The organism is Delftia sp. PX-1, assembly GCF_055797465.1.
In genome coordinates, this window is sequence record NZ_CP184763.1 from 1,876,309 (window position 1) to 1,898,475 (window position 22,167).

At 68.6% G+C, this 22,167-nt stretch carries 16 protein-coding genes; 8 read left to right on the forward strand and 8 right to left on the reverse strand.

Annotation, left to right across the window (positions count from 1 at the left end; all coding sequences use genetic code 11):
• The first annotated feature begins 302 nt into the window (after positions 1–302).
• The 4 genes from ACN20X_RS08620 (at position 303) to ACN20X_RS08635 (ending at position 6,795) form a co-directional block, all read left to right on the forward strand.
• Positions 303–1,460, forward strand: coding sequence for an FAD-dependent monooxygenase (locus ACN20X_RS08620; protein WP_016449030.1), 1,158 nt, complete (start codon positions 303–305; stop codon positions 1,458–1,460).
• A gap of 102 nt (positions 1,461–1,562) precedes the next feature.
• Positions 1,563–2,120: a (2Fe-2S)-binding protein gene (locus ACN20X_RS08625; protein ID WP_047474625.1), complete on the forward strand. Its 558-nt coding sequence runs from the start codon at positions 1,563–1,565 to the stop codon at positions 2,118–2,120.
• Positions 2,117–5,125 carry a c-type cytochrome gene (locus ACN20X_RS08630; RefSeq protein ID WP_473210469.1) on the forward strand — a complete coding sequence of 1,003 codons (3,009 nt, stop codon included), beginning with the start codon at positions 2,117–2,119 and terminating at the stop codon, positions 5,123–5,125. The genes ACN20X_RS08625 and ACN20X_RS08630 overlap by 4 nt, the downstream gene beginning before the upstream one ends.
• Before the next feature lie 353 nt (positions 5,126–5,478).
• Positions 5,479–6,795, forward strand: coding sequence for an MFS transporter (locus ACN20X_RS08635; protein ID WP_016454172.1), 1,317 nt, complete (start codon positions 5,479–5,481; stop codon positions 6,793–6,795).
• 90 nt (positions 6,796–6,885) lie between these two features.
• Here ACN20X_RS08635 and ACN20X_RS08640 read toward each other — a convergent pair whose 3' ends face one another.
• Positions 6,886–7,329, reverse strand: coding sequence for a MarR family winged helix-turn-helix transcriptional regulator (locus tag ACN20X_RS08640; RefSeq protein ID WP_016449026.1), 444 nt, complete (start codon positions 7,327–7,329; stop codon positions 6,886–6,888).
• Positions 7,330–7,628: 299 nt separating this feature from the next.
• On the opposite strand from ACN20X_RS08640, the gene ACN20X_RS08645 reads away from it, so the two are divergent.
• Genes ACN20X_RS08645 through ACN20X_RS08655 form a run of 3 tightly spaced genes read left to right on the forward strand, consistent with a single transcriptional unit; the run spans position 7,629 to position 13,030 of the window.
• Positions 7,629–9,839 carry a formate dehydrogenase subunit gamma gene (locus tag ACN20X_RS08645; protein ID WP_473210470.1) on the forward strand — a complete coding sequence of 737 codons (2,211 nt, stop codon included), beginning with the start codon at positions 7,629–7,631 and terminating at the stop codon, positions 9,837–9,839.
• 12 nt (positions 9,840–9,851) lie between these two features.
• Positions 9,852–12,788: a formate dehydrogenase subunit alpha gene (gene fdhF, locus ACN20X_RS08650; protein ID WP_126312544.1), complete on the forward strand. Its 2,937-nt coding sequence runs from the start codon at positions 9,852–9,854 to the stop codon at positions 12,786–12,788.
• On the forward strand, positions 12,788–13,030 hold the full coding sequence (locus tag ACN20X_RS08655; protein WP_126312543.1) for a formate dehydrogenase subunit delta: 243 nt from the start codon (positions 12,788–12,790) through the stop codon (positions 13,028–13,030). The genes fdhF and ACN20X_RS08655 overlap by 1 nt, the downstream gene beginning before the upstream one ends.
• Here ACN20X_RS08655 and ACN20X_RS08660 read toward each other — a convergent pair.
• Positions 13,027–13,911, reverse strand: a complete 885-nt coding sequence (locus tag ACN20X_RS08660) for a LysR family transcriptional regulator (protein WP_280048043.1) — start codon at positions 13,909–13,911, stop codon at positions 13,027–13,029. The two genes, ACN20X_RS08655 and ACN20X_RS08660, sit on opposite strands and share 4 nt — an antisense overlap.
• 72 nt (positions 13,912–13,983) lie before the next feature.
• Here ACN20X_RS08660 and ACN20X_RS08665 point away from each other — a divergent pair, with 72 nt between their 5' ends.
• A complete protein-coding gene (locus ACN20X_RS08665) occupies positions 13,984–14,940 on the forward strand; it encodes a DMT family transporter (RefSeq protein WP_473210471.1) in 957 nt (318 codons plus the stop codon).
• Between the two features lie 16 nt (positions 14,941–14,956).
• On the opposite strand, the gene ACN20X_RS08670 is transcribed toward ACN20X_RS08665, so the two are convergent.
• The 6 genes from ACN20X_RS08670 to ACN20X_RS08695 all read right to left on the reverse strand — a co-directional run bounded on the left by ACN20X_RS08670 (position 14,957) and on the right by ACN20X_RS08695 (position 22,121).
• A complete protein-coding gene (locus tag ACN20X_RS08670; RefSeq protein WP_012203791.1) occupies positions 14,957–15,952 on the reverse strand; it encodes a Bug family tripartite tricarboxylate transporter substrate binding protein in 996 nt (331 codons plus the stop codon).
• 111 nt (positions 15,953–16,063) lie between these two features.
• Positions 16,064–16,978, reverse strand: coding sequence for a dioxygenase family protein (locus ACN20X_RS08675; protein ID WP_473210472.1), 915 nt, complete (start codon positions 16,976–16,978; stop codon positions 16,064–16,066).
• 47 nt (positions 16,979–17,025) lie between these two features.
• Entirely contained in the window at positions 17,026–18,018 is a 993-nt protein-coding gene (locus tag ACN20X_RS08680; protein ID WP_046984479.1) for a Bug family tripartite tricarboxylate transporter substrate binding protein, read from the reverse strand.
• A gap of 42 nt (positions 18,019–18,060) precedes the next feature.
• On the reverse strand, positions 18,061–18,339 hold the full coding sequence (gene catC, locus ACN20X_RS08685) for a muconolactone Delta-isomerase (RefSeq protein ID WP_046984478.1): 279 nt from the start codon (positions 18,337–18,339) through the stop codon (positions 18,061–18,063).
• A 28-nt stretch (positions 18,340–18,367) separates the two neighbouring features.
• Complete coding sequence (locus ACN20X_RS08690; protein WP_061288260.1) at positions 18,368–19,555, reverse strand: muconate cycloisomerase family protein; 1,188 nt, start codon at positions 19,553–19,555, stop codon at positions 18,368–18,370.
• Positions 19,556–19,739: 184 nt separating this feature from the next.
• Positions 19,740–22,121, reverse strand: coding sequence for a TonB-dependent siderophore receptor (locus tag ACN20X_RS08695; RefSeq protein WP_473210473.1), 2,382 nt, complete (start codon positions 22,119–22,121; stop codon positions 19,740–19,742).
• Positions 22,122–22,167: the final 46 nt, after the last annotated feature.

Sequence of the window (22,167 nt, forward strand, 5' to 3'; positions counted from 1 at the left end):
CGAGGGTTTCTGATCAGAATCAACTGAGTGTGTACGCTTTATTCTTGCAAAAGACGTGCCGCCTTGCAAATGAGAATTTTCTCGGGGTTTGTACTTATTTGGTGCAGAAATTGCACCAAAAATGGCGAACTTCAATTTATTCTGCCGCCCTATGGTGCATGCGTCGATTTGAAAAATTCAAGCGCATACACCTGAATTAAGTGTTTTGTTGCCTGGCACGCTTCCTGCTCTACACCCTGCAAGGACGCGCCGAAGCAACGGTTGCCCCGTCTGGCTTTCAACATTCCTGCAAGGAGAAAACTGTGTCTCAATCCCCTCGAATCGCCGTTGTCGGCGCCGGTCTCGGCGGGGCTGCAGCTGCCAAGCTGCTGCTCCAGGAAGGCTTCAATGTCCGCGTCTATGAGCAGGCGCCCAGCTTCTCGCGCCTGGGAGCCGGCATCCACGTCGGGCCCAATGTGATGAAGATCCTGCGCCGCATCGGCATCGAGGACGCGCTCAACGAGCAGGGCTCGCATCCCGACTACTGGTACAGCCGCCACTGGCAGACGGGCGACGTGCTGGCCCAGATTCCGCTGGGCGACTACGCCGTCAAGGAATACGGCGCCAGCTACCTGACCGTGCACCGTGGCGACTTCCATGCGCTGCTGGTCGAGGCCCTGCCCGACAGCGTGATGGCCTACGGCAAGTTCCTGACCAAGGTGGAGGATCGCGGCAATGTGGTCGTCATGCACTTTGCCGACGGCACGACCGAGGAGGCGGACATCGTCATCGGCGCCGATGGCGTGAACTCCCGCATCCGCGAGGAACTGCTGGGCCCCGAGCTGCCCAAGTACGCGGGCTACCTGGCCCACCGCGCCGTGTTTCCCACGCCCGAAGTCAAGGCCGGCATGCTGCCCTTTGACGCCTGCGTGAAGTGGTGGAGCGATGACCGCCACATGATGACCTACTTCGTCACCGGCAAGGCCGACGAGCTGTACTACGTGACCGGCGTGCCCGTCGAGAAGTGGGACCTCAACGACCGCTGGCTGCCCAGCAGCAAGGAAGAGATGCGCGAGGCCTTCTCGGGCTGGCATCCCACCGTGCAGGCACTGATCGACGCCACCGTGGAAGTGACCAAGTGGTCGCTGCTCGAGCGCGATCCGCTGCCGCTGTGGAGCCGTGGCCGCCTGGTGCTGCTGGGCGATGCCTGCCACCCCATGAAGCCCCACATGGCCCAGGGCGCCGCCATGGCCATCGAGGACGGCGCCATGCTGGCGCGCTGCCTCAAGGAAGTCGGCGCGCACAACCATGAGCTGGCCTTCGCCCTGTACGAAGCCAACCGTGCCGAGCGCGCCAGCAAGGTGCAGCGCATCTCGCACGACAACACCTGGCTGCGCACCAACGAAGATCCGTCCTGGTGCTTCGGCTACGACGTGTTCAACGTGCCCCTGGTCGAGCCCAAGGTCAAGGCAGCGGCCTGATACTCGCTGCCTTGCCGGACGAGGGGAGGGAATCTCCCCCTCCTGTCCGGCCGCAGAACGCCGACATCCTGAACCGCAGCCAAGTTGCAAGAGCCTCGTCCCATGGGAACCCCAGTCCATCCAAGCAGTACCCCCCACCCCATCCGCCTGCAGGTCAATGCACGCGCATGCGAGGTGCCGGCAGCGCCCGGGACGGCGCTGCTGCATGTGCTGCGCAATGACCTGGAGCTGAACGGGCCCAAGTACGGCTGCGGCCTGGGCGAATGCGGCGCCTGCACGGTGCTGATCGATGGCGTGGCCGCGCGTTCCTGCGTGATCCCCGTGCGGGCGGCCGTGGGCCGCGAGGTCACCACGCTGGAAGGCCTGGGCTCGCGCCAGTGCCCCGGCCCCACGCAGCAGGCCTTCATCGACTGCCAGGCGGCCCAGTGCGGCTACTGCCTCAACGGCATGATCATGACCGTGGAGGCCCTGCTGCGCCGCAACCCCAATCCCACCGAGCAGGAGCTGCGCAACGAGCTGCACCACAACCTGTGCCGCTGCGGCACGCATGTGGAAATCATGCAGGCCGCCCTGCGCGCCGTGCAGCTGCGTGCGCAACGCGCCGCGCTGCAGGCACCCTCCGGTTTTCCATCTTCCAGCGCGGGCGAGGTCCAGCCATGAGCCCGGCCGGCAACACACCCGCCCTGCCTTCCGACCTGCTGCACGGCCTGGCGCTGCGCCCGCCCGTCGCGGCCTGGGACGGTCTGCGCTACCGGGGCAGCGTGCCCCTGCATGCACGGCTGCAGGACGCCCAGGCCATGGCTGGCGTGGTGGCCGCGGTGCAGCGCGGGCATTTTCTGGGCGTGGTGGCCGTGGCGCCTGTCCATGCCCGGCAGGCCGCTGCCGGCCTGGCCCCTGCCTGGGACGACCGGCAGGAAGCCAGGGCCGCCAGCGCGCCCCGTGCTGCCGACAGAGCCGACAGAGCCGACAAGGCTGGCAAGGCCGACCTGCCCGATGCCGGCCGCTATGTCTGGCGCATGGCGGCGCCCGCGTCTTGCGAGGGTGCCGCACGCGCAGCCGTGTGGTGCCTGGACGGCCATGCCAGCGTCTGGTTGCCGCCCTGTGACGCGGATGCGCGGCAGATGATCGGCCGCGAACTGGCCGCATTGCTGCAATGCCCCGAGTCCGCGCTGCGGCTGTTCAGCCTGCCGGCCACGGCGGCCGTCACCCCGCATGTGCTGGATCTCATGGACGCAGCGGCCGATGCGGCCCTGCTGTCCCAGGCCGTGGGCCGGCCTGTCAGCGTGGCCTGCGAGGCCTGGACTGCTGCGGGCAGCGCAGACAGCCGGGAACTGGTGCTGAGCGTGCATGCGCGGCCTTCGCAAGGGCTTGAAGCCGACACGGCGGTGCAGCCTCAGCCGGGCAATGCATCGCCGCAGCCAGACCTGCTGCTGTCCGACACGCCCTGGGCCGTGCGCCCCAGCATGGCACGCCTGTTGAGCCAGCCCGAGCTGGCGCGCGCCGCGGCCCTGGCCACCGTGCTCGATGCCGGCGAAGTGCATGAACGCAGGCTGGCCGCCGGCCTGCGGCATGCCGGCGTCGATGATCTGAATGCCGCCCAGGTCTTTGCCCGCGAAAGCCACTGGCATGAGCAGGCGCTGGACCAGGGCCGTGACCCGCTGCAATGGCGGCTGCAGCACCTGCCCGAAGGCCCGGTGCGCGATCTGGCCCGGCAGGTGGCCGAGCGTGCGCAGGCGTCGCAGCAGGCGCCATCCCACCAGGGGGCCGACGGCCGCCTGCTGGGCCGGGGCTTTGCCACCGCCCAGCTGCAGACCCTGGATGCGCAGGGCGCCGACCTCCATGCCTGGAGCGCCTGGGTGGCCGAGGTGGCCGTGCACCCGCAAACGGGCGAGATCGAAGTGACCCGCGTCGTGGCCGGCCATGACAGCCGCAGCATGCAAGCGGCGCAGGCCGCCAGCACGCGGCCCGAGATCGTCCAGCAGGACCCGCAACTGCTGGCCGATGCGCGCCGGCTGCTGGGCACGGCGCCCGCTTTTGACGACTGGGCAGGGGCCACAGCCTCCGCTGCTTCTTTCGATGTGATCGCCAAGCCCGGCTCCGACCTGGCGCAACATGTGCCCGGCGATGTCGCGGTCATCCGCCAGGGCAATCTGGCGCTGGATGGCGTGGCCACGCTGCCCGCCGCCGCCGCCATTGCCAACGCCATTCACCATGCGACAGGCGTGCGCCTGCGCGAAGTGCCCTTCCAGCCCGAGCAGCTGCGCCTGGCCCTGGCGGGCGAGGGTGCCGGCAAGCCCGGTGCGGCGCGGCCCGGCCGTGGCTGGGGCTGGCTGGCCGCAGGCGCCGCAGGCCTTGCCGGCATGGCCGCCATGGCCTGGCCGCTGAAGCCGGCCCTGCCGCTGACCGACGGGCCCGACGTTTCCCTGTACTCGCCGCAGGCCCTGGAGCGCGGCCGCCTGGTGGCGGCTGCGGGCGACTGCGTGGTCTGCCACACGGCCCCGGGCGGCGCGGCCAATGCCGGCGGCTTCGGGCTGGAGACGCCGTTCGGCACCATCTACTCCACCAACATCACACCCGACAACGAAACCGGCATCGGCCGCTGGTCCTACGCGGCCTTCGAGCGCGCCATGCGCCACGGCATCCACCAGGATGGCAGGCAGCTGTACCCGGCCTTCCCGTACACGGCCTTCGCCAAGCTCAGCGATGGCGACCTGCAGGCCCTCTACGGCTACCTGATGTCCCAGCCTGCCGTGAAGGCCAAGGCGCCCGAGACGCAGCTGGCCTTCCCCTACAACCTGCGCCCGGCCATGGCGGGCTGGAACCTGCTGTTCCACGACGCCACGCCCTTCAAGGCCGACCCCGCGCGCAGCGCCGAATGGAACCGGGGCGCCTACCTGGTCGAAGGCGCGGGCCACTGCGCGGCCTGCCACTCGCCGCGCAATGCGCTGGGTGCCGAAAAGACCGGCATCCACTACCTGGGCGGCGGCGAGGCCGAAGGCTGGACGGCGCCCGCGCTCAATCAACTGGCCGGCGGCAAGCTGCCCTGGAGCCGCGAAGAGCTATACCAGTACCTGCGCACCGGCTTCTCGGCCCGCCACGGCGTGGCGGCCGGCCCCATGGCGCCCGTCATCCACGGCCTGGCCCAGTTGCCCGAAGCCGATGTGCGCGCCATGGCCACCTATCTGATGGAGTTGCCGGGCCAGGCCCCACAGGCACCACAGGCCGCCCAGGCCGCCCAGGCCGCCCCGGCCATGCCGGCACCGGCGCCGGCCGCCGTGCAGGCGGCGGCGCCTGCGGCGCCACCTGCCAGGGCCCTGGACCGCCACGCCAATGGCGAACGCATCTACCAGAACGCCTGCGCCGTCTGCCATGAGGCGGGCAGCGGTCCCACATTGTTCGGCGTCAAGCCGCTGCTGGCCCTGAACACCAACCTGCATGCGGCCAGCCCCGACAACCTGGTCCAGGTGATCCTGAACGGCATACAGGCGCCGGCCGACGATGCGCTGGGCTACATGCCCGGCTTCGGGGACAGCCTGGACGACAGGCAGATCGCGGACCTGCTCGGATATTTGCGCGAACGATTTGCACCGGAGGAAAAAGCTTGGCCAGACGACACGAAGACGATTAACCGGCTGCGCATGCAGGCACAGGCGCATGCGCACTGAGGGCGGCAATGGGCAGCAATGGGCGGCGGCATGGGCGATGCCGCGGATATGGACACCTTGCCCTGGAATCTCTCCAGGGCCTGGGTCCTGACATCTGATGCTGGGGACGGGTGATGGGCAACAACGGACGGCGCTGTCGATGTGCAGCCTGTCCGCAATGCGCCCATCGCCCGGATGCAGAGACCGACATCCTGAATTTTTTCATCGGGCCATGGAGATGGCGCCGAGGGAGCGGTTCGCTCCGGATGTGTGAAGGGTGGAAGGCACGGCAGGAGACGGCAACACAAGCTGAACGGCCTTGCCTGGGAAAAGACAGATTCAACAATTGCGATGGCTAGAAAAGGAGTCCCTGCATGTCATCTACATACATTTCGGTGGAAAAAGGCATCCAGACAGCGGGTGTCGGCAAGTTCCAATATCGGCTGTTCGTCATCTTCGGGCTGGTCTGGCTGGCCGACGCCATGCAGGTGCTGTCCATCGGCTTCAGCGCGCCGTCCATTGCCAAGACCTTCGGCAAGACCGTGCCCGAGGCGCTGCAGACCGGCACCTTCTTCTTCATCGGCATGCTGATCGGTGCCTTCGTCTTCGGCCGCCTGGCCGACCGCATCGGGCGCCGCCCGGTGCTGATGATGGCCGTGGTGATCGATGCCTTCGCGGGCGTGGCCTCGGCCTTTGCGCCCGAGTTCGCCTGGCTGCTGGTGCTGCGCTTCATCACCGGCATCGGCGTGGGCGGCACGCTGCCCGTGGACTACACCATGATGGCCGAGTTCCTGCCCAGCGACCGCCGCGGCCGCTGGCTGGTGCTGCTGGAATCGTTCTGGGCCGTGGGCACCATCTTCCTGGCCATCCTGGCGCTGGTGGCCGTGTCCTGGGGTGACGATGCCTGGCGCGTGATCTTCTTCGTGACCGGACTGCCGGCGCTGATCGGCGTGGTGCTGCGCTTCTACATCCCCGAGTCGCCCATGTTCCTCAACCGCAACGGCAAGTCCGAAGAGGCCCGCAAGGTGCTGCAGCGGGTGGCCAAGGTCAACGGCACCACGGCGGAAATCCCCGCGCTGCAGCCTGAAAAGCAGGAGCGCAAGTCCATCCTCGCGCTGTTCAACGGCGGCCTGCGCCGCCGCAGCCTCTCGCTGTTCCTGGCCTGGGCGCTGATCTCCATCGCCTACTACGGTGTCTTCGTCTACCTGCCCGTCAAGCTCAGCAGCGAGGGCTTCGCCTTCATGCGCGGCCAGGTCTTCCTGGTGGTGCTGGCCCTGGTGCAACTGCCCGGCTTTGCGCTGTCGGCCTATGGCGTGGAGCGCTGGGGCCGCAAGCCCACGCTGATCGGCTTTTTGCTGCTCAGCGCCGTCGGCTGCATGTTCTACAGCCTGGGCTCGTCGCCCTTCGTGGTCATCGGCTCCACCCTGCTGATGAGCTTCTCGCTGCTGGGCACCTGGGGCGCGCTGTATGCGTTCACCCCCGAGGTCTACCCCACCGACCTGCGTGCCAGCGGCATGGGCATGGCCGGCGCCGTGGCGCGCTTCGGCGGCCTGTTCGCCCCGGCCATCATTGCGCCTATCATGGCCACCCACTTCACACTGGCCCTGGCCGTGCTGTCCGCCATGCTGGTGGGCGGTGCCCTGTCGATCTGGGCCGTGGATGTGGAATCGCGCAACCGGGCGCTGGATTGATGACGGCCTGAGCTGACTGAAAGGTCGGCTCAGCAAAAAGGCCAGAAGGATTTGTCCTTCTGGCCTTTTTTTTGGGGAGGCTGCAAGGGCTCAGTCGGCCTCGCCACCTTCCAGCATCTTCTTGAGCAAAAAATCCAGCGCCAGGCGCTCGGCCGGATTGAGCTTGCCGTAGGTGCTTTCGGTGATCTGCTTGGCGAAGGGCTCCATGTCGCGCACCAGGTCCTGGCCGGCCTCGGTGAGGTTGATGACGACCTTGCGGCGGTCGATGCGGTCATGGTCCACCTGCACCAGTTCGCGCTGCTTGAGCCGGTCCACCACGCCGCGGATGGTGGCCTGGTCGATCACGGTGGCTTTGACGATGTCGGCCAGCGAGCTGCCGCTGTTGTCGCGCACGGAGCACAGCACCACGAATTGCGCGGCGGTGAGCTGCGAGTCGGGAATGTATTGCTGGAAGAGTGCAGTGTGGCGCTGATAGACACGCCGCAGCAGGTGGCCGATCTGGTCTGAAAAATGATAGCCATCCTGTGGCGTCATGGCTGATGGCTGGTGGTTCATGGTGCGCGTGAGCTTATCAAAATTCACACCAAATACCGTGTGATTTGCGACAAGCCGGGCGCATTTGCCAAGTGGCGCAAACCCGCGCTGGCTGCGGCATCCGCAAGGCCCGGGCAGCAGGCGCAGCACTGCCCGGCGGCTCATTTGCCGATTGAATGGCGCAATCATCCGTTTGAATTTGACGGCTTGCCCGGCAAGGCTTGAAATGGGCATCAGAGACAAAGCGCCAGCGGACCGGACCGCGCCGCTCCCCACAACGAAAGCCAGCAGGGACACCCATGCCAGCCACACAAGGGAAGATCATTCCCATTGCCGTCCTCAATGCCGCTGTTGCCGGCAGCGCACTCGGCGCCCATGAGCGCGAGGCCGTCGAGCACGCCATTGCCGTCCACGCCCGGCGCCCCGGCCCCCTGATCGAGTTGCTGCACGACGTGCAGGACATGCTGGGCCATATCCCCGAAGCCGCCGTGCCGCGCATCGCCGATGCGCTGAACCTCTCGCGTGCCGAGGTGCATGGCGTCATCTCCTACTACCCCCATTTCCGCAGCACGCCAGCGGGCCGCCATGTGCTGCAGGTCTGCCGCGCCGAGGCCTGCCAGTCGCGCGGTGCCGACGCGCTGCTGGCCCACGCAGGCCAGGCGCTGGGCTGCGGATCGAGTGGGCATGGGCATGGGCATGCAACCAGTGCCGATGGCGCCGTCACGCTGGAGCCGGTCTACTGCCTGGGCCTGTGCGCGTCATCGCCTGCCGTGATGCTCGATGGCCGGCCCCATGCGCATGTCACGGCCAACGGCCTGGATGCACTCATCGCGCAATGCCGCCAGCCGGAGCAGGCCGGCGAGCCGGTGGCCCAGCCTGCGCATGCAGGGACAGGGACAGGGACAGGGACAGGGGCAGGGGCAGGGGCAGGGGCAGGCCCCGGCGTGCGCGTCTATGTGCCCCGCGATGCCGCCGCGCTGGCCTTGGGCGCTGACGCCGTGGCCGGCGCCTTGCAGCGCGAGTGCGCGGCGCGCGGCCTTCAGGTGCAGATCGTGCGCAACGGCTCGCGCGGCCTGCTGTGGCTGGAAACCCTGGTGGAAGTCGAGACGCCCGAAGGCCGCGTGGCCTACGGCCCGGTCACGGCCGATGCGGTGCCGGGCCTGATCGATGCCGGAATGCTGCAGGGCGGCAGCCATGCGCTGTGCCATGGACTGACCGAGGCCATTGCCTACCTGGCGCGCCAGGAGCGCCTGACCTTTGCGCGCGTGGGCGTCATCGACCCGCTGGACCTGTCCGACTACGCATCCCATGGCGGCTGGCAGGGGCTGGAGCGCGCGGCGCGCATGGAGCCCGCGGCCATCGTGCAGGAGGTGCTGGATTCGGGCCTGCGCGGCCGTGGCGGTGCGGCGTTTCCGGCCGGCATCAAGTGGAAGACCGTGGCCGCCGCAGCGGGGCCGCAAAAGTACATTGCCTGCAATGCCGACGAGGGCGACTCGGGCACCTTCGCCGACCGGCTGCTGATGGAGGGCGATCCCTACACGCTGATCGAAGGCATGGCCATCGCTGGCCTGGCCGTGGGCGCCACGCAGGGCCTGGTCTATGTGCGCAGCGAGTATCCGCATGCCATCGCCACCCTGCGCGAAGCCATTGCGCGTGCCGAGGCCGCAGGCTGGCTGGGCCGCAACGTGGCCGGCAGCGGGCGGGCCTTCCACATGGAGGTGCGCAAGGGCGCGGGCAGCTATGTCTGCGGCGAGGAAACGGCCATGCTGGAGAGCATCGAGGGGCGGCGCGGCATTGTGCGCGCCAAGCCGCCGCTGCCGGCCATAGCGGGGCTGTGGGGCCGGCCCACGGTGATCAACAACGTGATCACGCTGGCCACGGTGCCGCTGATCCTGGCGCGCGGCGCGGCCTTCTACCAGGGCTTCGGCATGGGCCGCTCGCGCGGCACGCTGCCGTTCCAGCTGGCCGGCAACATTGCGCGCGGCGGCCTGGTGGAAAAGGCCTTCGGCCTGAGCCTGCGCGAGCTGGTGGAAGACTTCGGCGGCGGCACGGCCACCGGCCGCGCCATCAAGGCCGTGCAGGTAGGCGGCCCGCTGGGCAGCTATGTGGCTCCGCCCGATTGGGATGCGCCGCTGGACTACGAGGCCTATGCCGCCAAGGGCAACGTGGTGGGACACGGCGGCATCGTCGTGCACGACGACACGGCCGACATGGCGCAGCTGGCGCGCTATGCCATGGAGTTCTGCGCCATCGAGTCCTGCGGCAAGTGCACGCCCTGCCGCATCGGCTCCACGCGCGGCGTGGAGGTCATCGACCGCATCGTGCGCGCCGGCGCCGACCCTGCCGCCCACGCCGGCCAGGTGGCCCTGCTGGAGAACCTGTGCGACACCATGCAGCACGGCTCCATGTGCGCCATGGGCGGGATGACGCCGTATCCCGTGCGCTCGGCGCTGAACCACTACCCCCAGGACTTCGGCATCGAGTCCACCACGGCCGCAACGGCTGCCTGACCGGAGAACACCATGCTCGACCATTTGAAGCAAGCCGACTGGGGCACGCCCGCCAGCCCGTCCGAACGCCTGATCACCCTGGAGATCGACGGACGCGAGGTCTGCGTTCCCGAGGGCACCTCGCTGATGCGCGCTGCCATGGAAGGCGGCGTCAGCGTGCCCAAGCTGTGCGCCACCGACAGCCTGGAGCCCTTCGGCTCCTGCCGCCTGTGCCTGGTGCAGATCGAAGGCCGCAAGGGCTTTCCGGCCTCGTGCACCACGCCGGCCGAGCCGGGCATGAAGGTGCGCACGCAAAGCCCGCAACTGCAGGAGCTGCGCCGCGGCGTGATGGAGCTGTACATCTCCGACCATCCGCTGGACTGCCTGACCTGCAGCGCCAACGGCGACTGCGAACTGCAGGACATGGCCGGCACCGTGGGCCTGCGCGAGGTGCGCTACGGCTTCGACGGCGCCAACCATTTCAAGGGCCAGGCGCGCGCCGAGGTCGATGACTCCAACCCGTACTTCAGCTACGACCCCAGCAAGTGCATCGTCTGCAACCGCTGCGTGCGCGCCTGCGAGGAGACGCAGGGCACCTTTGCGCTGACTATCTCGGGCCGAGGGTTCGAATCGCGCGTCACGGCGGGGCAGGGCGGCAGCTTCATGGACAGCGACTGCGTCAGCTGCGGCGCCTGCGTGCAGGCCTGCCCCACGGCCACGCTGCAGGAAAAGACCGTGACCGAGCTGGGCCAGGCCGGGCACAGTGCCATCACCACCTGCGCCTACTGCGGCGTGGGCTGCGGCTTCAAGGCCGAGATGAAGGGCGAGCAGGTCGTGCGCATGGTGCCCTGGAAGGACGGCCAGGCCAACGAGGGCCATGCCTGCGTCAAGGGCCGCTTTGCCTGGGGCTATGCCACGCACAAGGACCGCATCACCCGGCCCATGGTCCGCGCGAAGATCACCGACCCCTGGCGCGAAGTGAGCTGGGAAGAGGCCATTGCCCACACGGCCAGCGAGTTCCGCCGCATCCAGGCCAAGCACGGCAAGGATTCCATTGGCGGCATCACCTCCTCGCGCTGCACCAACGAAGAGGCCTACCTGGTGCAAAAGCTGGTGCGCACGGCCTTCGGCAACAACAACGTCGATACCTGCGCGCGCGTGTGCCACTCGCCCACGGGCTACGGCCTGGGCCAGACCTATGGCACCTCGGCCGGCACGCAGACCTTCAAGTCCATCGAGCACACGGACGTGGTCATGGTCATCGGCGCCAATCCCACGGCCGCGCACCCGGTGTTCGGCTCGCGCATGAAAAAGCGCCTGCGCGGCGACGGCCGGCGTGCGGGCGCCAAGCTCATCGTCATCGACCCGCGCGAGATCGAGCTCGTCAAGTCGCCCCACATCCGCGCCGACTACCACCTGCAACTGCGGCCCGGCACCAACGTGGCCATGATCACCTCGCTGGCCCATGTCATCGTCACCGAAGGCTGGCTGGCCGAGGGCTACATCGCCGAGCGCTGCGATGCCAAGTCCTTCGCGCAGTGGAAGGAATTCGTGGCCCGGCCCGAGAACTCGCCCGAGGCCATGGCCGAGGTCACCGGGGTCGCTCCCGAACTCGTGCGCGGCGCCGCGCGCCTGTATGCGCTGGGCGCCGAGGACCACCCAGCGGGCCGCCCCGTCAACGCGGCCATCTACTACGGCCTGGGCGTGACCGAGCATGCGCAGGGCTCGACCATGGTCATGGGCATTGCCAACCTGGCCATGGCCACGGGCAACGTGGGCCGCGAGGGCGTGGGCGTGAACCCGCTGCGCGGCCAGAACAACGTGCAGGGCTCCTGCGACATGGGTTCCTTCCCGCATGAGCTGCCCGGCTACCGCCACATCTCGGACAGCACGGTGCGCGCCGAGTTCGAGGGGGCCTGGGGCGTGGCGCTCAGCCCCGAGCCCGGCCTGCGCATTCCCAACATGTTCGAGGCGGCCCTGGCCGGCAGCTTCATGGGCCTGTACTGCGAGGGCGAGGACATCGTGCAGTCCGACCCCAACACCCAGCATGTGACGGCCGCGCTCTCGGCCATGGAATGCGTGGTGGTGCAGGACATCTTCCTCAACGAAACCGCCAAGTACGCCCATGTCTTCCTGCCGGGCGCCTCCTTCCTAGAAAAGGACGGCACCTTCACCAATGCCGAGCGCCGCATCTCGCGCGTGCGCAAGGTCATGGCGCCGCTGGCCGGCCATGCCGATTGGGAGGTCACCCAGCTGCTGGCCAATGCGCTGGGCTACGCCATGCACTACACGCACCCGAGCGAGATCATGGCCGAGATCGCCGCGCTCACGCCCAGCTTCGCGGGCGTGAACTACGACAAGATCGACCGGCTGGGCAGCGTGCAATGGCCCTGCAATGACAGCACCGAAGAGGCCGGCACTCCCATCATGCACAGGGACCGCTTCGTGCGCGGCAAGGGCCGCTTCATCATCACCCAGTACGTGGCCACCGACGAGAAGGTCACCCAGCGCTTTCCGCTGCTGCTGACCACGGGCCGCATCCTGTCGCAGTACAACGTGGGCGCCCAGACCCGGCGCACGCACAACAGCCACTGGCACAGCGAGGACCGGCTGGAAATCCATCCGCATGACGCCGAGGACCGCGGCATACGCGATGGCGACTGGGTCGGCATCGCCAGCCGTGCGGGCGAGACCGTGCTGCGCGCCACCGTCACCGAGCGCATACAGCCCGGCGTGGTCTACACCACCTTCCACTTTCCCGAATCGGGCGCCAACGTCATCACCACCGACAGCTCCGACTGGGCCACCAACTGCCCCGAATACAAGGTCACGGCCGTGCAGGTGCTGCCCGTCCCCCAGCACGCCCAGCCGTCCGACTGGCAGCGCGGCTTTGCGCGCATGCATGAAGAGCAGATCGGCCTGTTGCAAGCCGCGCAGGCAGGCAGCATGGCCGTGGCGGGAGGCAAGTGATGGACAGCGCGAACCTGGTCCGCATGGCCAACCGCATCGGCGAGTTCTTCGAGGCCATGCCCGAGCGTGACGATGCCCTGCAGGGCATCGCCGAACACATCCGCAAATTCTGGGAGCCCCGCATGCGCGCTGAACTGGCCCGCGTGCTGGCCAGTCCCGACGAGGCCCAGGCGCTCAAGCCCATCGTGCGCGAGGCGCTGGTGCTGCATCCGCTGACCTTGCCGTCGGCGGCGCAGGCTTAGCCAAACTGCTTCTTCCTGGCCATCTCCCGCGCCAGCTCCACAAAGCCGGCAGCGGCCGGCGACAGCCGTTCCATGCTGCGCACGGCCAGGCCGGTGACGCGGCGCTGGCGGGGCGAGAGGCTGCGGTAGACCATGCCTTCGGGCGCCTGCTCGGGCACGGCCAGGCGCGCGGCAATGGCAATGGCGTGGCCCTGGGCCACGAAGCCCTGCATGGAGGACATCTGCTCGAAGTGGTAGATGGCCGCAGGCTGGGCGCCGGCCTCGGCCAGGAAGCGGTCGATGTGCGCGCCCGACCCGGCCGAGGTGCGCACAAAGGCCTCGCCCTGCAGGTCGGCGGCGCGGATGCTGCGCTGGGCCGCCAGCCGGTGCGCGGCGGGCAGCAGCGCCACCAGTTCGTCTTCCACCAGGGGCACGGTCTCGAAGCGCTCGTCGGGCAGCACGACGAAGCCGATCTCCACGCGCCGCTCCAGCAGCCACTTGACCACGGTGTCGTCGTTTTGCTCGTCGATCTGCACCAGCACGGCGGGCTGGCGGCGGCGGTATTCGGTGATCAGCGGGGGCAGCAGACGCAGCGAGGACGTGGCGCCGAACGAGGCCACGCGCAGCGTGCCGCGCGCCATGCCGCGCTCGGCATCGGCCTCCTGCCGCAAGGCCTCCTTTTGCTGGAGGATGTCGTTGGCGCGCTGCAGCAGCCGCGTGCCTGCGTCGGTCAGCGGGGAGTGGGGGCCTTCGCGGCGCACCAACTGCACCTGCAGCTCGCCTTCCAGCGCGCGCAGGGCATGGCTGACGGCGCTCTGGGTAATGCCCAGCAGCGCGGCCGCGCGCGAGAAACTGCCGGCGCGGGCCAGTGCCGCGAACACTTCGAGCTGGGTGAAGGTCATGGGATCACGTTGTCCAGGTCATGAGCATTCGCTCATTTGTCTATGAATCGATATGAGCACATAGTACGCGCCATGAATTTTCAACGCTTCTTCGGTCCCCACCTGCGGCTTGTCGGCATGGCCCTGCTGTGGGGCGCTTCCTGGCCTGCGGGCCGCGTGGTGGCACAGAACATGCCGCCGCTGGCCGCCGCCAGCCTGCGCTTCCTGCTGGCCGCCGCCGTGCTGCTGCCGTGGCTGTACTGGGCCGGTGGCATGGCTGGCCTGCGGCAATGGAGTGCCAAACGCTGGCTGGGCATGGCGGCCGCCGGCGCCACCGGCGTGTTCGGCTATGCGGCCTTCTTCCTCATGGGGCTGCAGCATGTGCCGGCCGGCAAGGCGGCCCTGGTGATCACGCTCAACCCCGTGCTCACGCTGGCGCTGGCGGTCTGGCTGTTCGGCGAGCGGCTCAACCGCACCATTGCCCTGGGCATGGCGCTGGCGGCCTGCGGCGCCGTGGTGGTGATCTCGCACGGCCAGCCGCTGGCGCTGCTGCAGGGATCGGTGGGCGCGGGCGAGCTGCTGATCCTGGGCTGCGTGGTGTGCTGGGTGAGCTACACCCTGATCGGCCGCTGGCTGCTCACGGGCGTGGATGCGCTGTCGGCCACGGCCGTGACCTCGACCATGGGCGCGGCCATGCTGGTGGTGGCCAGCCTGGTTGTGGAAGGGCCGGCCGGCCTGCAGGCTGCCGTGCTTGGCAACGCAACCGCCTGGAGCGCGCTGGCCTTCCTGGCCTTCGGCGCCACGGCGCTTGCCTATGCCTGGTACTTCGACGGCGTCAAGGCGCTGGGCGCGGGCGCGGCCTCGGGCTACATCACCCTGGTGCCCGTGATCGGCGTGGCGCTGTCGGCGCTGTGGCTGGGCGAGAGCATCGATGCCAGCATCGTGCTGGGCGGCGGCATGGCCGTGGCCGGCACGGCGCTGATGAACTGGGGGCGCAGGCCTGCGGCTGCGGTGCACGTGGTTGCCAAGCGCACCGCAGTCCAGAGCTGAACGGACCCCGTCCGGATCAGTCCAGCGAGGCGCCCGAGGTGCGCACGCGCTCGCCCTGCACCTGGTAGTCGCGCGCCAGGAAGTCGCGGTATTCGGCGGGGCTGGAGGCCACGGCCACGTAAGAGAACGCGTCCACCTGGGTCTTGCGGAATTCGGGCTCCAGCAGCACGCGGCGCACATCGGCGGCGATCTTCTCCACCAGGGGCGCCGGCGTTCCAGCCGGTGCCAGCAGGCCGATGTTGAAGACAGCCTGGATGTCGCGCACCCCGGCTTCCTTGAAGGTGGGCACATCCGGCAGGGCGATGCTGCGTGTCTCCGAGGACACGGCCAGGGCCTTGAGCTTGCCCGACTTGATGTGCTGCTCGATCACCGACACGCCCAGCACCGCTGCGTCGATCTGGCCGGCGATGACTTCGGGGATCAGCGGTGCGGCGCCCTTGTAGGGCACGTGCACCATCTCCAGCCCTTCCTGCTTGGCGAACATGGCCAGCGGCAGGTGCACGATGCCGCCCGCGCCCGATGAGCCATAGGTCAGCGGTTTGGTCTTGCCTGCCTGGCGTGCCTGAGCGATGAACTCCTGCAGCGTGCCGGCCTTGGAGCTCTGGGGCACGAAGAAGACCATGGGCACGCTGATCAGGCGGGAGATGGGGGCGAAGTCCTTTTGCGGGTTGTAGGGCAGCTTCCTGTACAGGTGCGGGTTCATGGTCAGCGACGCTTCGGTCGCGGCGAACAGCGTGTAGCCGTCGGGTGCGCTCTTGGCCACGTACTCGGCCCCGATGATCTCGTTGGCGCCTGTGCGGTTGAGGATGACCACGGGTTGCGACCAGACCTTGTTCAGGCGCGTGGCCAGCGCGCGTGCCAGGTTGTCCACGGGGCCGCCGGCCGCGTAGGGCACGACGATGTTCACCGGCTTGGAAGGAAAGGCTGCCGGAGCCTGGGCGTGTCCCAGGGCGGGCACGAGGGCCACGGTGGCGGTCAGCAGGGTTGCGGCGATGCGATGCAGGCTGGACATGGTGTGGGAAGCGGATACGGTGAAGCAGGCCGCACTCCAAGGGGCGGCCTGCTGTGGAACGGAAGAATCGAAAAAATGGCAGGCCGGAAGGCCCCGGAAGGTGGAGGCGCCTCAGGCGCGCACACGCTCCATGCGTGTCAGCGGCAAGGACTCGCCTTCGCTGACTGCGGGCTGCAGCACGAAGTCGAAGCGCGTGCGGACGAAAGGCGCGTTCACGCCCAGCGACTCATAGCCGGCCGGCGACACGCCGCGCTCCAGCTCGACGATCAGGCCGTCACGCGTGGCGAAGGCGAAGTCGTCGTCCAGGTAGGTATCGCCGGGCAGGTTGACCTGGGTGGTCAGCGTGCGCATGCCGGGTGCAACCACGAGGAAGTGGATGTGGGCGGGACGATGGCCGTGGCGTCCCAGCGCGTCGAACAGTTCCGAGGTGGGGCTGTTCGGCGGTATGGAGTAGCCGGGCGGCACATAGCTGCGAAAGCGGTAGCGGCCCTGGTCGTCGGCTTCTATGCGGCGGCGCAGCTCGTAGGGCTTCATGCCCGGGAAGAAGTGCGAGTAGCCGCCCTGGACATTGGCATGCCAGACATCGATGAGCGCATGCGGCAGAGGCCGGCCGTCAAGATCCAGCACCCGTCCTTCCATCACGAAGACCTCGCCCTGGGGTTCGCCCTCGTCCAGGCGCGCCTCCGCTTGCGACAGCGGTGCACCGGCCACGAACAGCGGGCCTTCGATGGCGCGCGGCGTGCCGCCCGCACGGCCGGCACGCGCATCGGCCTCGTCGCTGCGGATGTCCAGCAGCCGGTCGAAGCCCAGGCCTGCCGTGATCAGGCCCAGCTGGCCGCTGCTCCCCAGGCGGCCCAGCCAGTCCACGGCGGCCCAGAACTCGTCGGGCGTGACATCCATCTCGTCGATGGTCTGGAACAGATCGCTGACGATGCGCTGGGTCAGCGCCCGCACGCGGTCGTTGCCAGGGGCGATCTGCTTGCTGTTGACCAGATTCAGCAGCTGGTCCTGGGACAGTTCGGACATGTTTGTCTCCTCGTGGTTTTATGGGATGTCCTGGAAAAGAGAAGCGCTCAGTCCATGCTGATGTTGCGCTCCGTGATCACCTTGGTCCAGCGCACGGACTCGGCCTGCAGGTGCCTGGCCGCTTCCTCGGGCGTGGAGCCCACGACTTCGGCGCCGATGGCCTTGAAGCGTTCGAGCACGTCGGGCTGCTTCATCTCTGCCACGAAGACCTGGTTGAGCTTCTTGACGATGGCTGGCGGCGTGCTGGCGGGCATGAAGACGGCGAACCAGGGCGAGACCTCGTAGCCCTTGATGCCGGCCTCTTCCATGGTGGGCACGTCGGGCATGCTGGACGAGCGCTTGGCCGTGGTCACGGCCAGGGCGCGCAGCTTGCCCGACTGGATGTGCGGGCGCGCCGATGTGATGGAGTCGAACATGTAGTTGACCTGTCCGCCCAGCAGGTCGGAGACGGCCGGGCCCGATCCCTTGTAGGGGATGTGCAGGATGTCCACGCCGGCCAGCGAGTTGAACACTTCGCCCGCCAGGTGGATGGAGGTGCCGTTGCCGGCCGAGGCATAGGTCAGCTTGCCGGGCGAGGCCTTGGCGGCGGCCACCACGTCGGCCACGCTCTTGACGTTGGGCTGGGTGGAGTTGGTGACCAGGATGTTGGGCACCACGGCCAGCACGCCCACGGGGGCGAAGTCCTTGATCGGGTCGTAGCTGAGCTTGCGGTACAGCGGCTTGTTGGTGGCCATGCCGATGGAGGTGATCATCAGCGTGTAGCCGTCGCCGGGCTGCTTGGCCACGAAGTCGGCGCCGATGTTGCCGCCGGCGCCGGGACGGTTCTCGATCACGAAGGGCTGGCCCAGCGTGCGGCCGGCCTTCTCGCCCAGGGTGCGCGCGATGGCGTCCATGGCGCCGCCCGGCGGGAAGGGCACGATCCAGCGGATGGGCTTGCTGGGCCAGTTGGCCTCGGGAGCCTGCGCATGGGCGGCGGGCATCACGGCGGACAGGCACAGGCCTGCGGCTGCGGCGGTCAGAAAACGGCGTTTCACATTCACTTCAGTTGTCTCCGAACAATTTGGTCTTGGTTTGGGCTGTGCTCAGGCGATGGCCGAGGGATGCTTTGCCAGCGGCGTGACCTGGATGTCCATGTAGGGGAACAGCGGCAGGCCCTGCAGCAGCTCGTGCAGCTCGTCGTTGGAGGCCACGTCGAACACGCTGTAGTTGGCGTACTCGCCGACCACGCGCCAGATGTGGGGCCAGCGTCCGTCGTGCTGCAGCTGCTGGGAATAGGCCTTCTCGCGGGCCTTGATCTCGGCTGCCACGTCGGCGGGCAGGTCGTGGGGGATCTTCACGTCCATGCGGACCAGGTAAAGCATGTTTGTCTCCAGGAGGAATGAAAGGAATTCAGGTCGCAGCCCCGGTCCGGGCCTGCCCCATGTCGAAGTGCTGCGGCTGGCTGCCGGCCAGCGCGCGGTCGAAGCTCGCCAACTGCTGCAGGTCGATCTCCAAGCCCAGGCCGGGCCCGTCGGGCAGTTGCAGCTCGAAGTCGCGGATGGCCATGCGCTCGGTGACGATGTCGTCCACCAGCAGCTGGGGGCCGAACAGCTCGCAGTTGTAGTGCTGCCCGCCCAGCGTGGCAAAGACATGGGCGGAGGCGGCCGAGCCGATCGAGGTCTCCAGCATGGTGCCGCCGTACCAGCCGATATCGGCCGCCTGGGCAATGGCCGCCACCTTGCGCGTGCGCAGCAGGCCGCCGTGCTTGGCCACCTTGAGCGAGAACACATGGCTGGCCTGCTCGCGCGCCAGGCGCATGGCGTCGTAGGGCGTGCACACGCTCTCGTCGGCCATGACCAGGGCGCCCTGCAGCGTGGCGGTCAGCTCGCGCAGCGCGGGCACGTTCCAGCCGGCCACGGGCTGCTCGATCAGGGTCACGCCGGCATCGATCAATTGCGGCAGAAAGCGCCGCGCCGTGGCGCCGTCCCAGGCCTGGTTCACGTCCACGGTCAGCGTGGCGCGGCCCTGCAGGCCGCGTGCGATCTCGCTCACATGGGCCACATCGGCCTCGGGCGTGCGCGCGCCGATCTTCATCTTGAAGATGCGGTGGCGCTTTTGTTCCAGGCGCAGCTGGGCCTCGGCCAGGTCGCGCTCGATGTCGCCGCTGGCCAGCGTCCAGGCCAGGGGCAGGCTGTCGCGCTGCTTGCCGCCCAGCAACTGCCACACGGGCAACTGCAGGCTGCGCGCCACGGCGTCCAGCAGCGCGATTTCCACGGCGCTCTTGGCAAAGGCATTGCCCTTGCAGGCCAGGTCCATGCGCGAGAGGCAGGCCTCGAAGCGCGCGCCGTCCTGGCCGATCAGGCTGGGCGCCAGGTGGTTGGTGATGGCATGGTGGATGCTCTCGGGCGATTCCTCGTTCCACGACGGGCCGCCGATGGTGGCGGCCTCGCCAAAGCCCGTGGCCCCGTTGTGCAGCCACAACTGCACGATCACCGGGCTTTGCCGGCTGATGGAGCCGAACGACAGCTTGTGCGGGCGGATGGTGGGAATGTCGAGGATCCGCGCCTCGATGCGCTCGATCAGAAAACGGTCTTGCATGGCAATGGCTGGTGTCCTGGCTGGCGGCGGCTGCCGGCAATGGACACAAGCGTAAATCCATGCATTGTGTGGATCTATTGAATTATTTGTGAGAAATCATTCGATGGTGTCGATGTGTTGAATGCCTGCGCGGCAGGCAGGGGGCGCGGCAGCCTTGTGCTGCGCACGCCCTCTGGCGACGGGATCAGAAACTGCTGCGCAGCGTGACCATGATGCTGCGCGGCAGGCCGTAGTAGTTGCTGCGCGTGGCCGTGCCCACGCGCTCCCAGTAGACGCGGTCGAACAGGTTGTCGATGTTCACGGCCAGCTTGACCTGGGGGGTGAGCGGGTAGGCGGCATAGACGGACCAGACGCCGTAGCCGCCCGCGCGCCAGCGCACGGTGCCCAGGGTGTCGTAGAACTCGCTGACGGCGCGCACGCCCGCGCCCAGCTCCAGCCCCTGGGCCACGGGGCCGGCCACGCGGTAGCGCGCCCACAGGTTCACGCTGTGGCGCGGCGACATGGTGCTGAAGTCGGTGCCCGTCTGCGTGACGGTGCCCTGCAGGTATTTGGAGCGCATGTAGGCGTAACTGGCCGCCACGTCCCAGCGCGGCGACAGCGAGCCGACCACCTCGGCCTCGAAGCCTTCGGAGCGCACCTTGCCTGCGGGGATGACGAAGGCGGCATCGGCGGGGTCGGCCAGCGCGCGGTTGGTGTCCTGCATGCGGTAGACGGCGGCGGTGGCATTCAGGCGTCCGTCCAGCAGGCTGCCCTTGATGCCGGCTTCCACCTGCCGGCCCTCGCGCGGGGCGATCTGGCCGCCGCCGGCCAGGCGCCCGCTTTGCGGCTGGAAGATGCGCGACTGGCTGGCGTAGAGCGTCCAGCTGTCGTTCAGATCGAAGAGCACGGCGCCGAAGGGCGTGAACTGGCCATCGACCTCGTAGCCCGAGCGCGTGTTCTGCAGCCGATCCGAGGTTTCTGTCTTCCACCAGCTCTTGCGCGCGCCCGCCACCAGGGTGAGGGCCTGCGTGGGCTTGATGCGCAACTGGCCGTAGACGCCGCGCAGGCTGGTGCGCGTAGTGTCGTCGGCAAAGGGCTTGAAGCTGGGCTCGGGGATGGAGGAGGGGTCGTAGTGGAACAGGTCGGCCGGCGTGTTCATGGCGCCGCGCAGCATGCGCAGGTGCATGTTGGAGCTGCGGTAGTCCGCGCCCGCGATGAAATGGTGCGTCTGCCCGGCCCATTGCCAGGGGGTGCTGTAGTAGATGTCGGCCGTGGTGTCGGCATAGTCGCGGTCCACGGTCTGGGCCTGGGTGAGGCGGCTGATGCCGGTGTCAGAGACGGCCGAGTAGCCGTTGATGTACTTGTCGCGCTGCTGGCGCAGCACACGGCGGGCGGCCAGCTTGAACAGGCCGCCGCCGTCGAGCCGCGTCTCCGACTCGATGAAGCCGGCCAGCGATTCGGGCGCGGCGCGGCCCCAGTCGGCGGCAATGGCCACGTCGCGCGGAATGGGGGCCAGCCTGCCGTCGGCGTGGGCGGGCAGGCCGGTGTCGTAGTTGCCCCGGCCGCGCTGCCAGGTGGCGCCCACCGAGACCGTGCTCTGGGAAGTGACGTCCAGCTCCACCGTGCCGTACAGGGCCTGCTTGTGGCCGTCCATGGCCATCACGGGGCTGCCGAAGTTCTCGTGCAGCGCCACCACCCGGCCACGCAGGCGGCCATCTTCGGACAGCGCTCCGGTGACATCCACCTCGGCCCGCTTGCGGCCCCGCGAGCCCAGGCCGATGGCGCCCTGGCCCTGGTAGTCCGGCAGGGCGCGCTTGCGCACCAGGTTGAGCATGACGCTGGGCTCGCCCGCGCCCGAGAACAGCCCGGCCGGCCCGCGCAGGGCCTCGACCCGGTCGAACAGGGCCAGGTCCAGCGTTTCCTGGGTGGCCGGGTTGCCGCTGACGGTGAGACCGTCCAACTGGTAGGTGGACGACTGGTAGCCGCGCGAGAGGATGTCGCTGCGCCCGCCCGGGCTGCTTTGCCGGCGCACGACGATGCCGGGCACCACCTTGGCGGCTTCGGTGAGCTCCACGAAGTTCTGGTCATCGAGTCGTGCGCGCGAGATCACGGACACGGACTGCGGCGTCTCCCGGGCCGTCAGCTCGATCTTGGTGGCCGCGCTGGCATAGGGCGCCCGGTAGCTGCCCGTGCCTTCCGTGCGGCCGTCGCGCAGGGCCGTGGCTGTCACCCGCACTTCGTCCAGCGCGGTCTGCGGGCGCGCCGGGGCGGGGCGCAGCAGCCAGCCGCCCTGGGGCTGGGCAGAGGCTTGCAGGCCGCTACCGGCCAGCAGGCGCTGCAGTGCCTCGGCCGGCTCCAGGCGGCCCTGGACGGCGGGCGCGGACTTGCCTGCGAGCAGGGCGCTGTCGGCCGCGATGCTGGTGCCGGTGGCGCGCGCCAGGGCCTTGATGGCGTCGGACAGCGGCTGGGCCGGCAGGTCGATGTCGGCAGGGGCGGCCAGGGCTGGCGTGCAGGCCAGGGCCGCCGCGCAGGCGAGCAGGGACAGGCAGGCGCGTGCCGGGCGGGAGGAAAGAGGGCGGGCGGGCATGGCGGGAACGTTCTCCTGGAAATCGGTTGTGCTCGCCTGTATGACG